Genomic DNA, 15,262 nt, shown 5'->3' on the forward strand with positions numbered 1-15,262 from the left:
TGAACGGAGAGGAACTTTTATGGCTAGAATAGTAGACCTGAGTGTTTCGATTGAAGAGGATTTAAAAGATCCTCTTCCGTTTTCTATTCGCTTTGAAACACATGAAGAAGGGGCGGAATTCGGTGCGAAGCTTGTCGGTGTCACACCGGATGATTTTCCTGAGCGAAAAGGGCTTGCTGGGGAGTTCCTTACTTTGACAAGTCATGCAGGCACCCATGTCGATGCACCTTGGCATTATTGGCCGACATCTGAAGGGAAACCTTCCCGGACAATTGATGAATTACCGCTGGAATGGTTTTTTAACGATGGAGTCGTACTTGATTTTACAGACAAACCACAAGGGTTTACTTTGACAGCAGAAGATATTCAGGAAAAGCTTAGACAAATAGATTACGAGTTAAAACCGTATGATATTGTCATGATCCGTTGTGATGCAGACAAAAAAAGATATCAGCCTAATTATAGTGAAATCCATGTAGGAGTTTCCGCAGAAGCTACTCTTTGGCTGATTGATCAAGGTATAAAGGTGATGGGAACAGATGGATGGGGCTGGGATACACCGTTATCCATCCAAGCTGAAGACTATAAACAAAATCCTCGACCTGGTGTACTTTGGGCAGCTCACTTTGCCGGAAAAGAAAAAGAATATTGTCAAATTGAAAAACTAGCAAACTTAGATCAATTACCGACATCTGGATTTAAAGTATCTGTTTTACCGGTAAAAATAAAAGGAGGAAGTGCAGGCTGGACAAGGGCTGTCGCAATTATTGATTAAAAGGAAAAGAGGGGTTTTAAAATGCCAAATCCATATGTAAAAAAGGTACTCATTGTTGGCGGAGGAATTAGTGGTTTAGCAGCAGCTGTTGCCCTTCACAAAATAGGGATTGAAGCGGAGATTGTGGAGAAGGAACTGGAGTGGAATGTATACGGAGTTGGGATTATTCAACCCCCCAATGCCCTTAGAGCTCTGAATGAAATTGGCTTGGCAGATGCATGCATAAAGCAGGGCTATTCCTATCCAGGCTTCGATTATTACACTGGGCAAGGGCATTTTATGGTCAAGGGAGACTCGCCTGTCATTGAAGGCTATCCGGGCGTTAACGGAATTTCACGAAGGAAACTTCACGAATTTCTTTTGAATGCAGTTGAGAATACTGGAACAAAAATCTATATGGGGTCAACCGTGAACAAGCTGGAGGATGTCTCAACTGGTGTACAGGTGGAGTTAAGTAACGGCATTTCAGCAGTCTATGACTTGGTCATCGGGGCGGACGGAGCTAACTCAAAGGTTCAAAAATTATTGTTTGGGGATATTGTTCAAAAGTATAGCGGACAAGGAGTCTGGCGTTACACCCTTCCACGCCCGAAAGAGGTGGACCGGGGTCTGTTCTATTACGGGCAAAAAGCAAAAGCTGGTTTGGTTCCAATGTCAGAGGATGAGATGTATTTGCTGGTAACCACTCATGAACCGGGTAATCCTCGCTTTCCAAATGACCAACTCCATGTATTACTGAAGGAGAGACTGACGGAATTCGGTGGTGCGATTGCAGAAGCGGCCAATCAAATAACAGACCCTAATCAGGTAGTTTATCGGCCAATCTTTACGCATATGCTTCCTAAACCATGGTATAAAGGAAATGTATTGTTAGTTGGAGATGCAGCACATGGGACAGCACCTCACCTAGGACAAGGTGCCTCCATTGCCATTGAAGATGTCATTGTTTTGGCGGATATCCTTCGTCATAACTTTGGGGTTGAAGAAACTTTTAAAGTTTTCATGGAAAAGCGGTATGAACGATGCAGGCTGATCGTTGATAATTCTGACCAGTTAGTCGAATGGGAATTGCTTACTTGGAACGGTCAGATGAATGAGAATATAAATGTTGGTAAGTATGTTTATGAAACACTTGCAAAAATGAATGAACCTTTTTTAACAGAGGTAAACACATAATAGAAACGTATACAATGTTGTATACGTTTCCATTATGATATCAATCTAGTAATAAGATTGAAGGGGGCAGTTTGATGGAAAAACAAAGAGGTTTTTTTCGTTATGAAAATTTCCTAGTAATTACTATGTTTTTAATTGTTGGTCTTGTATTCTTAGATCGGTTAAGTTTAGGGTTTATCTTTCCGAAAATTGCTCCTGAGTTGGGATTGTCCAATACACAACTAGGAATAACCGTTTCTGTCACTGGGTTATTTTTTGGCCTTTCTACTTTGATTTTTGCAAGTCTCTCTGACTTTATAGGTAAAAAGAAACCTATGCTGGTCATTTTTGTGTTTCTATTTTCAATTGCTACCTTATTATCAGGGATTGTCGGTTCATTTGCTACATTACTATTAGTAAGGGGGATCATGGGATTGGCGGAAGGCCCGGTAATGCCGTTGGTTCAATCGATTGTGATCCATGAGTCTTCGGAAAAAAGAAGAGGTCTAAATATGGGAATTGTGCAAAGTTCTTCATCCTTAATTGGAGGAACATTAGCACCTGTGCTCACCGTTGCTCTTGCTGCTTCATTTGGCTGGAGATCCTCCTTTTATATCATCGCGATCCCGGGGATCCTAATGGGTCTGATCATTTGGAAATTTTTAAAAGAGCCAAAGCCAAGTATGTCCCCTCATGTGGTACCAATAAAGTCTAAACCAACTAAAGCTGATTACATTCGTGTTTTTAAGACAAGAAATGTTTGGTTAAGTACAATTGTTGGTATTTGCAATATGATTTATATTTTATCACTTACTGCTTTTTTACCTACCATTTATGCTGAAGCTACTAATTATGGGGAAGCACAAATTCGCATGTTATTAGGCCTCATGGGTCTGATGATGTTTATTGGGCAGTTCGGGGGTGCAGCTATTTCAGACCGTATTGGTCGATTGCCTGCAATTAAAGTATTCTCTTTATTAGCTATTTTCCTTCCTATCTCAATAGCCCTTTCTTTCCACAACTTCGGAGTACTACTCATATCCATTCTTGTTTTCTCTTTGGGAAATGGCTACCAGCCATTAATTATGAACATTATTCCAGCTGAGTCTGTTTCAAGGACCTTTTCAGCAACAGCCATAAGTTTTGTTATCCTAACTAGTGAAATTATCGGCGGCAGTTTTGGTCCAACTGTGTCAGGCATACTGGCTGATCGATTTGGACTTTTGGCTCCTTTATGGGTTACCGCAGCCGCCGCTTTTGTTGGGTTTCTTTTCACGTTTGGCATAAGAGAAACCGCACCTATTAAACTAAGACATTCGAGCAATAATGAGGTACCAGCTCAAGTATAAATGTGGGAAAGGAAGGTGTAAAATCCTCCCTTTTTGTTTTTTGTAAGTTAAATTTAATTTAAGTCGTATTTGGAATAGGTTAAAAAAGTACATTACATTTTTAATCTGATATGAATACATTTTTTCTTTTAAAAAGGAAAATGGTTAGAAAAGTATATGGAAATGAGGAGAAAACAAAATAGTTTTATTGATATTGAAAAGGTATATTTTAAATAGAACACAATATAGTAAGCGTTTTCTGTAAGTGGATTTGAATTAATAAGGAGTGAAAATACATGTTTGAACAGTACTTAGTCTGCGAAGATGGTTTTCGAAATGTGGTGGAAGACGGAAAGGCAGTTGGCTTTGAAGTAAAGTTACGGATTCCATATTATCGTGGAATTGCTTTGTCATTAATTAATAGTATTGATTTAGAGATAAATGATCAATCTTATGCGCATGACGATATGATTTTTTCAGTAGAAACCGGCAGCTTTCCATATCATGAATTATCAACAGTAATCAATAATCGCTGGGAATTCGGTGAAAAGGCAACATTATTCGTGAAAAAACCAGGTGGCCTAGAAGCAGGAATGCATAAAGTACATGCTGTTGTTAATTTACGTATTTCCTATTTACCATGGCCTAATATCGGCGATGATACCAAACATATATCACTTGAAGAAGATAGAATTATAGCTTAGTTAAAAGGAGGGTATTAAAATGAGCAAACAAGCAAACATTAAGCGCGGAGTTTCATTATATAGTTACCAGGAAGAATACTATACAAGAAAGTTAACTTTAGAACAATGTATCGCTGAGGCGGCTAAAGCTGGTGCGACAGGGATTGAATTACTGCCAGAACAAATGCTTACGGGATTTCCTAAGGTAGAAGATCAATTTGTTGACCAGTGGTTTGGCTGGATGGATCAATATGGAGTCGAACCGGTTGCTTATGATGCGTTCTTAGATAACAAATTATTCCCTAATCGATTGTTAACACTAGAAGAAAATGTGGAAATGATGGTTCGGGATCTAAAGCTTGCCAATAAACTAGGGTTTAAGGTGCTAAGAACATTAGTTTCCACACCCTTGGAGGTCGTAAAAGCAAGCCTGCCTTATGCTGAAGAGTTTGGCGTCAAAATTGCGCTTGAAGTTCATGCTCCTTTCACCTTTGGGACACCATGGTTTGAAGAAAGACTGGAATATATCATGAAGAGTGGAACAAAGTGGTTTGGGATTATGCCTGACTTAGGCATCTTTGTGAAGAGAATGTTACCTGTTATGGAACAAAGATATATTCGTGATGGGGCTACCCCTGAGATAATTCAATTGGTCAGTGACAACTATGCCAATGGTCTTGATAAACAAGAGACATTTGATATCGTAAAAAGTATGAAGAATGCCAATAAAAAAGATGTAGAATATGCAGAATTAGCTAAGCACTTTGTCTATACTGATCCTAAAATCCTTAAAGACTATATTCCTTATATTATGCATGTTCATGGGAAATTTTATGAAATTACAGAAAACTACAAGGAACCTAGTATTCCATATAAAGAGATTATCGAGGTTTTAACAGAAGCAGGATATGAAGGCTATATTAACAGTGAATACGAAGGAAACCGTCACATCCAAGATTATATGGAAGTGGACAGCGTAGAGCAGGTTAGGCGTCATCAAGTTTTATTAAGCAATTTACTTAATAAATAAAATGATTGTTAGGATCCTTGAAAAAGGTTCCTATTTAATGTTTAATGCTAAATATTTGCGCTTACTTAAATATTATAAAAAAATGTCGAATTGACTTCTTTATGTGCTATATTTAGAAATAAAAGACTTATAAATAGTTTTTGCTTTTAAAGAGGTGATTGAAATGAGTGGTACACACATTTTCCAATCTTCAATAGATTCAAAATTGATAACGGTTTCCGTTATGAATAATAAAAGTAATCTAGAGCATGCTCATCGAGACATTGAATTGATCTATATGATAAAGGGACAGCTTCAAGTGAAAATCACGAATAATACCTATCATTTGAACTTATCTGACTTTATCTTGGTGAATTCAAATGAATTTCACTCTTTTCAGTCTGAAAAGGATAATTTATTTGTTGTTTTTCATTTTAATTATTTGGAATTGAGTTCATTACTTTCTCAAAAAAATCTCGTTTTCAATTGTAATTCGATTGATCACTCTCATTCTTCAGACAAGGATTTTAGAGTAGTCATTGAAGAACTTTTATCGGTATATATGCAGCAACAACAAGATTCTGAAGTGGAGTCTTTAGAAAAGACATTTAAACTAATCTCATTATTAAAATTAAAATACTTAAAAAGTACTAATCAACTGGAAATACAAAACTATTCGACTAGCAAAGGACAAAATGAACGATTATATGAAATCATGGATTATATCCAAAGTAATTATCGAGAGCCCTTAACGTTAGAGGAAGTTGCTGGTCTCCATTATATCTCTATACCTTATTTATCTAAATTTTTCAAGAAACAAACTGGGAAAACATTTTCTCAATATTTAAATGAAATCCGTCTAGCCCATGCCGTTAATGAGTTAGTAAATTCTAATAAGCCGATTACACGTATTGCTTTAGATAATGGATTTCCTAATTTAGCAGCCTTTAACAGAGTTTTTAATGAGAGCTACCAGTTAAAACCAGTAGAATACCGAAAGAAAATGTCAGCTACGGTCGAAAAAGAAGTAGATTCTACTGAAGAAATAAGTAATCTAGATAATAATGAGGCAGTTACTGAGCTGAGACAATATCTTAAAAGTTCAGAGGACCATAGATTTCAAACACTCCCTCCATCTACAGAAGCGGCGCTTAATCCAGAAATTGTTAAAATTGGAAAGTTAGAGGCATACACAAAGTATTGGAATAAACTTTTAAATGTAGGTTATGCAAGAGATCTTTTAAACTCAGATATGCAAGAGCAAATCACCTTGCTGCAAAACGAACTCCGTTTTACTTACGCTAGATTTTGGGGATTATTTGGGGATGATATGTTAGTAGAGGATCGTTCAGGAGGAACCATTACCTACAATTTTTCTAATACGAACAAATTATTAGACTTTCTAGTTAAAAATAAATTAAGACCTTTTATTGAAATTGGTCCTAAACCTAAAATTATTCAAAAAGCGATTGGAGAAACAATTGCTGTCCAAACCATTAGTGAAAGATCACTAGAAGATTGGAAAAACCTATATAGGGCCTTTTTATTACAATGTATAGAACGCTATGGTATAGAAGAAGTCGAAACCTGGTATTTTGAAATGTGGAAACCGCATACGGATGTATTTAACTTAACAGTACAAGATGAAGAAGATTTTTTAGATAAAGTCAAGAATAATCAACATGTTGGTCTGAGCCAATTGAAAGAGTATTTTAATATCTTTAGTGAATTTAAAAAGAATACGAAAGAACTTATTCCTTCAGCGAAGGTAGGCGGGTGTGGATTAAGTATGGATTTAGAAGGTGACAAACTTGATCTATTGCTTGAACTATGGAAACAAGAAGAAATTCAACCTGATTTTCTTTCCATATCCCTTTATCCGATTGAAATAGATCGCGATAAATATCGAGTACCGATAAAAAATTTACATTCGAACAATCCTAATTATGTTTTGGGTAAGTTGAATGAAGTAAGAAAAGCTTTAAAAAAAGCAGGGTTTGACGGCTTAGAGCTTAATGTGACAGAATGGAATATCTCGATTTCCAATCGTAACTTTCTAAATGATAGCTGTTTTAAAGCATCTTACATGGTAAAGAATATTGTTGAAAATCTAAATCAAAATAAAGTAAACATGTTTGGTTATTGGTTGTTCTCAGATATTTTTAGTGATTTTAGAGATTCTAAAAACCTACTTCATGGTGGTGCAGGATTAGTAACGAAAAGTGGAATAAAAAAACCGAGTTATCATGCCTTTTCTCTATTAAAACAATTAGGAGAAATTTTTGTTGCAAAGGGAGACCATTATATTGTTACTAAGCGTTCGGGCGATCGATACCAAGTGATCTGTTTTAATTACAAACATTTTAACTACACCTATTATTTACATCCTGAAGGAAGTATGGGGATTCACGAACAATACGATATCTTTGAAAATAATGATACTTTAAACCTCTCCCTGGAAATTCAAGGACTCGTTAACGGGAAATATCGGATAAAGGAACTTAGATTAAACCGTAATCATGGAAGTGTTCTTGACGAGTGGTTAAAATTTGGTGCAGTGGATGATATGAAACCTGATGAAGTCGACTATTTAAAACAGATTTGTGTTCCATATATGAAAGTAGAGCATCATGTTGTAGAGAATCAATCGATTGTGATAAAAGGTAAGCTTCAACCGCATGAGGTAAGACTAATTGAGTTTAATTTGTTATTTAGCGATCTCTAGATTATTAAGAGATTAAAAATCTGATGTTGATTTTTAATCTCTTTTTATATTTTGAGTTATTACGAAGAAAAAAAGAATGAAAATTCATATTTAATTGGTTAATAGGATGTTAGAAGTAATGAAGAAAAACGATTAAAATAATATTGTAAGCGTTACTCAAACAATAATTTATATAGATTGTAAATTAACAATATTAGAAAGAGGTCTTAGAAATGAAGCTTGGAATTATTGCTGTTCCAACAGAAGAAAGCTTTCAAAAAGCGAAGCAAAGAGGATTAGATTTTATAGAGGTTTGTGTTAATGAAGGCCAGGATGTCGATGCGTTTTATCGTAATCGTAAGAACCTGGCAAAATGGAAAGATCAATATGGTATTGGGATTGTTTCGATAGGAAGATGGAAATCATTACGCATTGATGAGCATGGAAGGGTTATCGAAGAAGAATTAGAACGTTGCTACAAACTAATTGATGCAGCTAGTGAATTGGGATGTACTAATTTTGTTAGCGGATGTAATTATGTTGAAGAATTATCTTTCTTTGAAAACTGTTCGGCAGCCATTCAATTTTTCTCCCTCCTTATTGATTATGCAAAGCCGAAAGGTGTAAAGATATCTACCTACAATTGTCGAAAGGTGAATTTTATTCATAATCCAGAAGTTTGGAAGATTGTTCATGGTCATTTAAAAGACTTAGGAATTAAATTTGATCCTTCACATAGCCGGTATTTTGGCGGTGATTACCTCCAAGAAACACTTGATTGGGGTGACCGTTTCAACCATGTTCATTTAAAAGGTTCGTTGATTATTAATGGACAGAGAGTGGATGATCCACCTGCTGGTTTGGACCAAACAGATTGGAAAACTTTTATTTCATTGCTAAGAGTGAAAGGTTATACAGGTGGCTTAAGCATTGAGCCGCATTCTCCGGTTTGGACGGGAGAACTAGGCGAAAAAGGAATAGATTTCACTATAGAGTATATGAGGAAACTATTATTCTAATAATGAGAGGATTGGTCAAATGAACAACGAGAAATTACGTTATGGTTTAATTGGGGCAGGCAGTAATGCTGAAAGAAAACATTTAAATAATTATATGACCCTGCCAAATGTTGAATTAGTCGCCATTTGTGATGTAAATATAGAAAATGCACAAAGGCTGGCAAAAAAATATAATATTCCAAAAGTCTATGGGAATTATGAAGAAATGCTCAACAATGAAGAACTGGATTTAGTCAGTGTTTGTACTCCTAACTATCTTCACGCTGAGATTTCAACGTATGCTCTTTTAAAAGGGGTGCATGTCCATTGTGAAAAGCCTCTCGCTGTAGATGCAAAACAAGCACAAAAAATAGTCGATGCTAAGAACCTATCAGGTAAAAAGGTTATGGTTGGTTTAAATAATCGCTTTACGAATGAAGCGGTTTTTTTAAAGAAATATATTGATGTGGGTTATTTAGGAGATATCTATCAAGTAAAGGCTGGCTGGATTAGACGGAGCGGTATACCAGGAAGAGGAACATGGTTTACGAATAAGGATTGTGCTGGCGGCGGAGTCATGATTGATTTAGGTGTTCATTATCTTGATTTGGCTCTATATCTTATCGGGATGCCGGAACCGTCTTATGTTACTGGAGCCATTCACCAAAATTTTAGTCATACAACAACTCGTAATCGCAACGGATATAAAGGGGATCCAAACGGTATCTTTAATGTTGAAGATACAGCGGTAGGTTTTATCGGATTTCAAAATGGGGCAACTGTAAATTTTGAATTTAGCTGGGCTTCTAATATTGAACAAGACAAAACATTTGTGGAAATATTAGGGACAAAAGGCGGAGTGAGTCTGATTAATGGTGAAGTAAGGATCCAATCGGAAATATTGGACACCTGTGTTGATATAGCGCCAGTTCTTAATCCTAATATTAAATTGAAAAATGAATTTGAGCATTTTGTTCAATGTATCTTATCTGGTGAAGAATTAATCGCACCTGCTGAACATGGTGTTTACATGATGAATATCATCGACCATTTTTATAAAGCGGCTTACAAGAAGAAACCAGTAACCTTTGAAAATAGCAATGACAATATTCTTTTGTTCTCTTCTCCATTTAGAGAAATAAAATAGATAGAAAATAGTATTTATTTCTATTAATAAAGGGGTCTTTTAAAATGAAACCATTTAAAGTATTCTCCTCCTTCGCACTTACAGGAATGTTAACGATTTCATTAGCAGCGTGTGGCAGCAGCAGTACGGATAAGGCTTCCACCACCAAAAAGGATGTCACTGAAAAAATAACCATTGGTATGTCTTTCCCGGCTGCAGACCATGGCTGGATGGGTGCTGTCATTCAAAATGCAAAGGATGAAGCCAAAAAATTGGGGGTTGAAATGGTCGTTTCTCAGGCAGACAATCCGAATAAACAAACAAATGATGTAGAGGACTTAATCACGAAAAAGGTAGATGCCGTTGTCCTCCTGCCAATTGAAACAGACTCGATGACGCCCGTTGCTAAAGAAGTTAAAGATGCTAAAATTCCTTTATTTGTTTTCGACCGTGAACTTAATAATAAAGATTATACAGGTTTAGTAAAAGGCGATAATTCAGGTATTGGTAAAAATGCCGCTGACTTTATAGGGGAAGAACTTAATGGAAAAGGAAAGGTAGCCATCATATCATCAGACCCAAGTTCTGTTAATACACTAAGAGTTGGCGGTTTCACGGATGAAATCAAATCGAAATATCCTGATCTCAAAGTGGTAGCTAATCAAAGCGGAAGTTTCCAAAAAGAAAAAGCCTACCAAGTAATGCAAAACGTCCTACAAGCTAATTCCCATATTGATGCCGTGTATACAATTGATGACGAAATGGCGATCGGAGTATTGCAGGCTATTAAGGAAGCAAAACGGGATGACATTCAAATTGTAACAGGTGCTGGCGGCTTTAAAGACTTTTATCAGGCCATTAAAGATTCCAGTGATATCGAACTGGCAACCTTCACCTACTCACCGCTTATGATTAAAACAGCCGTTGATCAAGCAGTTGACATGGCCAAAGGTAGTGCTCCTGATAAACAGGATACAGTCCTGCCAGCAGAACAAGTGACAAAGGACAATGTAGATAAATATTTTGATCCGAATGCAAACTATTAATACTTTAAGAAAGGGGCTGTCACTAATTATTAGAGACAGCCCTATCGCGCATGGAGGGATTTAAATGGAGATCGCGCTTAAAATGTCTGGAATAAAAAAATCCTTTAATGGAGTACCGGTATTAAAAGGAATCGATTTAGAAATTAGGAAAGGTGAAATTCATGCGCTATTAGGGGAAAACGGAGCAGGAAAAAGTACCTTAATGAATATTTTAGGGGGAATTCTTCAGCCCGATCAGGGATCTATCGAGTTATTTGGAAACAAAGTGTCCATCCCTAATCCTCATACCTCTAAACAATTTGGAATCGGTTTTATTCATCAAGAACTTAATCTGGTAAGTGATCTTACGATCTATGAAAATCTTTTTTTAGGAAAAGAAAGGACAAATGCACTGGGATTTCTGGAAAAAAAGAAAATGGTTCAAGAAACAAGCAAGGTATTAGATCTACTTGATGTTCACTTACATCCTAGAAAGCTTATTTTTGAACTCGATGTCTCGATGAAGCAAATTGTAGAAATTGCCCGGTCCCTTCTTCAGGACAGCAAAATCATCATTATGGACGAGCCAACCACCTCTTTAACAGATAAGGAAATCACTAAACTGTTTAAAGTGATGAGGAATTTAAAAGAATCCGGCTATTCAATTATTTTCATATCTCATAAATTAAAAGAAGTTTTATCAATTTGCGATCGTTATACTGTCCTCCGTGATGGAGAGCTAGCATCTTCAGGTGATATAAGGGATGTTACGGAAGAGATATTAGCTAAATATATGATTGGTAAGGAACTTAGCAGTACGGAGCAATATGTAACTAGAGAAATAGGTGACATATTGTTAGAAGTAAAAAATCTATCTGCTCATCATTCATTTTATAATATTCAATTTTCTCTGAGAAAAGGAGAAATCCTTGGGTTTACGGGGCTATCCGGCGATGGCCGGACAGAACTATTTGAAACAATTTTCGGTTTCCGGACTGGATATTTTGGAGACATCATTGTAAAAGGTAAAAAAGTAAAGGTTAAGCATCCGACAAGTGCGGTTTCAAATGGAATTGGGTTTGTTCCGAAAAATAGAAAAGAAAATGGGATTGTTAAAGATTTAAGTGTACTGCAAAATATGACACTATCTTCTTTAAAAAAATTTACGGAACCCCTAATTGTCAATCAAAAAAAAGAGGAGCAAACCTATCAGGTTTATCAACAACAGCTAAATATTAAAGCTGTAGATATTCATTCATCAATTGCGAACTTAAGTGGGGGGAACCAGCAAAAGGTTATTCTGGCTAAATGGCTCGTAGCTGATACGGAAGTCATTATTTTAGATAATCCAACACAAGGTGTTGATATTGGAGCAAGAAATGATATTTATGAATTAATTGTTGAAAATGCGAGGAAAGGCAAATCTTTTATTATTTTATCATCAGATTTCGGCGAGATTAGGAGAATTTGTGATCGAATATATGTCATGTTTCAAGGAAAAATCACTGCAGAATTAAAAAGGGAAGAAGCATCCGATGAAACGCTTATGATCTATGCTACGGGGGCCAAAATAAAGGAGGTTAGCAAAAAATGAGTCTAACTCAAAGGTTCTCTTCCATATGGGGCAAATATAGCTATTTAATCGCCTTTTTAATTATTTTTATTATCTCAAGTATCGTAAATGAGAATTTCCTAGAGGCAAATAACTTAATAAATATTCTAAGGCAATCGGCCATTATTGGGATAATCGCTCTTGGTCAGACGATTGTTATCTTGTCTGGTGGATTTGACTTATCCGTTGGTGCTACGCTTGCATTGTCAGGATTTTGCGGTCTAACCGTTCTAAACTCCACCCATAGCCTTTTCATTGGCATTATTTCTACTATAATATGTGCTTTGCTAATTGGTTTAGTAAATGGCTTATTGGTCACAAAGGGAAAGATTGCCCCTTTTATTGTTACCCTTGGTGTGATGGCAATGGCCCGCTCCCTAACGCTTTATTTCGCAAATGGTGGAAGTGTGAGTGGGACTATTTCTAGTTTTACCAATATCGCCAATGGGGATTTATTAGGGATTACCTATCCTGTTTACCTCTTTATATTGTTAACGATTATGATGTACATTCTTTTAAACCATATGAAATTCGGACGTTATTTATATTCCATAGGAAGTAATGAAAAGGCTTCAATTTTGTCTGCCATTCGTGTTGACCGAATTAAATTAATGGCCTACATGCTTTGTTCTGGTTTAGTCGCAGTTGCCGCTATTATTGAATCTTCACGTTTAAATTCTATTTCATCTTCAAGCTCGGGATTAAACTATGAATTGGATTCTATTGCCGCCGTTGTTATTGGTGGGACGAGACTGTCTGGGGGAAAAGGCAGTATTGTGGGAACTTTCTTTGGTGTGCTTATTTTAGGTGTGTTAAACAATGCCATTAATTTAATGAATGTTTCACCGTATCTGCAAGGTCTTGTTAAAGGGATGATTATTATTATTGCCGTATTACTGCAAAAAAGAGAAAAAATAAATGGATAGTGTAGAAGATTGGAAGAAGATTGATGATAAAAGTGAGTAATGAGGAAAAAGTGATTAATAAGGAGAAGAAAGTAAAATTAATGAATTGATTGGTAAAATGACAGTAGAAGAAAAGGTGGAGCAATTAACACAGCTTCTTCCATCCAAATGTGATCAGCAACCTGTTGTTCTTAACAGGTTGTTTTTTATTTGTAAATAGTACCTAGGTTGACAGACCTATAAAAAATTAATCTTTCCTGATGAAAATGTGATAAAATAGCTAGATGAAAAGTATGTTAAATCGCTTTTTATTAAATTTTTTTCTGAATTTTATAAAAAATAGTTTAAAAATTATACATATTTTATTAATCTATTGCTATTCCCCCCTGGTTACTCGCTATATAGGTTAAAATATTGCTGTTCTCTGTTTAATTATATGAAGGCGTTTACATAAAAGTTGAGTTACTATAATTGTAACAGTAGCTACTGAATGTTTCACAATTTGTTATTGAGGTATTTTGAACTAGGAGGATAAGAGATGGCAAATGGAGCAGTTCCACAAACAAAAGAAAGTTTGGTAGTGCCTCAACTTAATGGCAATCTTAGTTTTCTTACGAAGTTAAGCTATGGGTTTGGAGAGTTCTCTGCGAGCGTGGTTTGGAGTTTAGCAGCTTCGTATTTACTGTTTTTCTATACAGATGTTTTTGGCATAGCTGGAAGTGCGGCAGCAGTCATTTTACTAGTTGCAAGGGTTTGGGATTGTTTTGTTGATCCGATTCTTGGGTTAATCATGGAAAGAACAAAAAGTAAACATGGTCGTTTTAGACCATATATATTATACGGTTCAATTGCACTTGCACTTCTGAATATATTAACTTTTTACACTCCGGACTTTTCCGGAACAGGTAAAGTTATTTATGCTGGAGTCACCTATTTATTATTAGGTACTGTTCACTCTGTAGTAAACGTTCCTTATGGTGCTTTGGCAACTGTCATGACAAGAGATACTCATGAGCGAACTAATTTAAACTCATATCGAGGATTTTTTGGACAGATAGCAGGTATTCTCACAGGTGCTGCGGTAATGCCAATAATAACGGTATTGGGTCATGGAAATCAACAAAATGGTTTCTTCTATGCATCTATCCTATTATCAGTGGTTTCAGCTCCATTATTAATCTTGACATTTAAGAATTGTAAAGAAGTGATTGAGCCTACACTAGAGGAAAGACCAACACTTAAGGAATCGCTAAAGGCTGTTGGAGCTAATAAACAATTACTATTAATTTTAATCAGTCTTTTTGTAGTATTATTGGGTGTATTTGGAAGGATAGGCACATTGACATATTACTGTATTTACGTAATAAAACGTCCAGATTTGATTGCGGTTTCATTTACCATACTATCTGTTTGTGGAGCTATTGGGGCTTTCTGTCTTCCATTCATTGCAAAATTTTTTGAAAAGAAAACAATTCTAATATTGGGTTCTATCATTACTGGGGCAGCGTTAATTGTATTATTTTTTATACCTGCTACCAATATTCCAATGGTCATCTTATGGACAACCATCGCAAGCTTACCAACTGGTGTTGCAAGTCCGATGATTTTCAGCATGGTTGGGGACTGCATAGATGATTATCAAGTGAAATCTGGTCTTCGTGCTGATGGTGCCATTTATTCTTTTACAAGCCTTTCTACTAAAATTTCAATTGCTGTTGCAGGAGCTGCAAGTGGAGCAGTACTAAGTGCCATTGGCTATGTGGCTAATAAACCACAGACTCAGGAAGTAGTTCATGATATAAACATGTTAGTAAATTTGGCACCTGGTATTATATATATTTTAGCAACAGTTCCGTTATTCTTTTATAAACTCTCTAAAGCAACAGCGATGGAGAATACGAGTGAACTTTTGAGAAGACGAAAAGAGCTAACTATGTAAATA

Annotated in this window: 12 protein-coding genes; all 12 read left to right on the top strand. The window is 36.1% G+C overall.

Translation table 11 applies throughout. From position 1 onward, the window contains the following. Nucleotides 1-19 precede the first annotated feature (19 nt). The 12 genes from CVD27_RS10370 to CVD27_RS10425 all read left to right on the top strand — a co-directional run bounded on the left by CVD27_RS10370 (nt 20) and on the right by CVD27_RS10425 (nt 15,259). Nucleotides 20-775 carry a cyclase family protein gene (locus CVD27_RS10370; protein ID WP_101647836.1) on the top strand — a complete coding sequence of 252 codons (756 nt, stop codon included), beginning with the start codon at nt 20-22 and terminating at the stop codon, nt 773-775. A 21-nt stretch (nt 776-796) separates the two neighbouring features. Beyond that, entirely contained in the window at nt 797-1,951 is a 1,155-nt protein-coding gene (locus CVD27_RS10375) for an FAD-dependent oxidoreductase (RefSeq protein WP_101647837.1), read from the top strand. 74 nt (nt 1,952-2,025) lie between these two features. Continuing rightward, nucleotides 2,026-3,279 (top strand): MFS transporter, encoded by a 1,254-nt coding sequence (locus tag CVD27_RS10380; RefSeq protein ID WP_101647838.1) that lies wholly within the window; start codon nt 2,026-2,028, stop codon nt 3,277-3,279. A gap of 275 nt (nt 3,280-3,554) precedes the next feature. Continuing rightward, nucleotides 3,555-3,962 (top strand): C-glycoside deglycosidase beta subunit domain-containing protein, encoded by a 408-nt coding sequence (locus tag CVD27_RS10385; protein WP_101647839.1) that lies wholly within the window; start codon nt 3,555-3,557, stop codon nt 3,960-3,962. 19 nt (nt 3,963-3,981) lie between these two features. Beyond that, nucleotides 3,982-4,971, top strand: a complete 990-nt coding sequence (locus CVD27_RS10390) for a sugar phosphate isomerase/epimerase family protein (protein ID WP_101647840.1) — start codon at nt 3,982-3,984, stop codon at nt 4,969-4,971. A 163-nt stretch (nt 4,972-5,134) separates the two neighbouring features. Next, nucleotides 5,135-7,675, top strand: a complete 2,541-nt coding sequence (locus tag CVD27_RS10395; protein ID WP_101647841.1) for a GH39 family glycosyl hydrolase — start codon at nt 5,135-5,137, stop codon at nt 7,673-7,675. Between the two features lie 212 nt (nt 7,676-7,887). Next, nucleotides 7,888-8,673 (top strand): sugar phosphate isomerase/epimerase family protein, encoded by a 786-nt coding sequence (locus CVD27_RS10400; protein WP_101647842.1) that lies wholly within the window; start codon nt 7,888-7,890, stop codon nt 8,671-8,673. Nucleotides 8,674-8,692: 19 nt separating this feature from the next. After that, complete coding sequence (locus tag CVD27_RS10405; RefSeq protein ID WP_101647843.1) at nt 8,693-9,799, top strand: Gfo/Idh/MocA family protein; 1,107 nt, start codon at nt 8,693-8,695, stop codon at nt 9,797-9,799. 44 nt (nt 9,800-9,843) lie between these two features. Then, complete coding sequence (locus CVD27_RS10410; RefSeq protein WP_101647844.1) at nt 9,844-10,824, top strand: substrate-binding domain-containing protein; 981 nt, start codon at nt 9,844-9,846, stop codon at nt 10,822-10,824. Nucleotides 10,825-10,888: 64 nt separating this feature from the next. Beyond that, nucleotides 10,889-12,397 (top strand): sugar ABC transporter ATP-binding protein, encoded by a 1,509-nt coding sequence (locus CVD27_RS10415; RefSeq protein ID WP_101647845.1) that lies wholly within the window; start codon nt 10,889-10,891, stop codon nt 12,395-12,397. Continuing rightward, entirely contained in the window at nt 12,394-13,341 is a 948-nt protein-coding gene (locus tag CVD27_RS10420) for an ABC transporter permease (RefSeq protein WP_101647846.1), read from the top strand. Before CVD27_RS10415 ends, CVD27_RS10420 begins: the two co-directional genes overlap by 4 nt. Nucleotides 13,342-13,858: 517 nt before the next feature. Further along, the gene (locus CVD27_RS10425) at nt 13,859-15,259 is read left to right on the top strand and encodes an MFS transporter (protein WP_101647847.1); all 1,401 of its coding nucleotides are present in this window, start codon (nt 13,859-13,861) and stop codon (nt 15,257-15,259) included. Nucleotides 15,260-15,262 lie beyond the last annotated feature (3 nt).

It is taken from the genome of Neobacillus cucumis (assembly GCF_002860255.1).
In the GTDB taxonomy this organism is placed as follows: Bacteria; Bacillota; Bacilli; order Bacillales; family Cytobacillaceae; genus Neobacillus; species Neobacillus cucumis_A.

Coding starts and splice junctions, on each gene's coding strand:
- CVD27_RS10370 (WP_101647836.1), top strand. CDS start 20: ATGGCTAGAATAGTAGACCTGAGTGTTTCGATTGAAGAGGATTTAAAA.
- CVD27_RS10375 (WP_101647837.1), top strand. CDS start 797: ATGCCAAATCCATATGTAAAAAAGGTACTCATTGTTGGCGGAGGAATT.
- CVD27_RS10380 (WP_101647838.1), top strand. CDS start 2,026: ATGGAAAAACAAAGAGGTTTTTTTCGTTATGAAAATTTCCTAGTAATT.
- CVD27_RS10385 (WP_101647839.1), top strand. CDS start 3,555: ATGTTTGAACAGTACTTAGTCTGCGAAGATGGTTTTCGAAATGTGGTG.
- CVD27_RS10390 (WP_101647840.1), top strand. CDS start 3,982: ATGAGCAAACAAGCAAACATTAAGCGCGGAGTTTCATTATATAGTTAC.
- CVD27_RS10395 (WP_101647841.1), top strand. CDS start 5,135: ATGAGTGGTACACACATTTTCCAATCTTCAATAGATTCAAAATTGATA.
- CVD27_RS10400 (WP_101647842.1), top strand. CDS start 7,888: ATGAAGCTTGGAATTATTGCTGTTCCAACAGAAGAAAGCTTTCAAAAA.
- CVD27_RS10405 (WP_101647843.1), top strand. CDS start 8,693: ATGAACAACGAGAAATTACGTTATGGTTTAATTGGGGCAGGCAGTAAT.
- CVD27_RS10410 (WP_101647844.1), top strand. CDS start 9,844: ATGAAACCATTTAAAGTATTCTCCTCCTTCGCACTTACAGGAATGTTA.
- CVD27_RS10415 (WP_101647845.1), top strand. CDS start 10,889: ATGGAGATCGCGCTTAAAATGTCTGGAATAAAAAAATCCTTTAATGGA.
- CVD27_RS10420 (WP_101647846.1), top strand. CDS start 12,394: ATGAGTCTAACTCAAAGGTTCTCTTCCATATGGGGCAAATATAGCTAT.
- CVD27_RS10425 (WP_101647847.1), top strand. CDS start 13,859: ATGGCAAATGGAGCAGTTCCACAAACAAAAGAAAGTTTGGTAGTGCCT.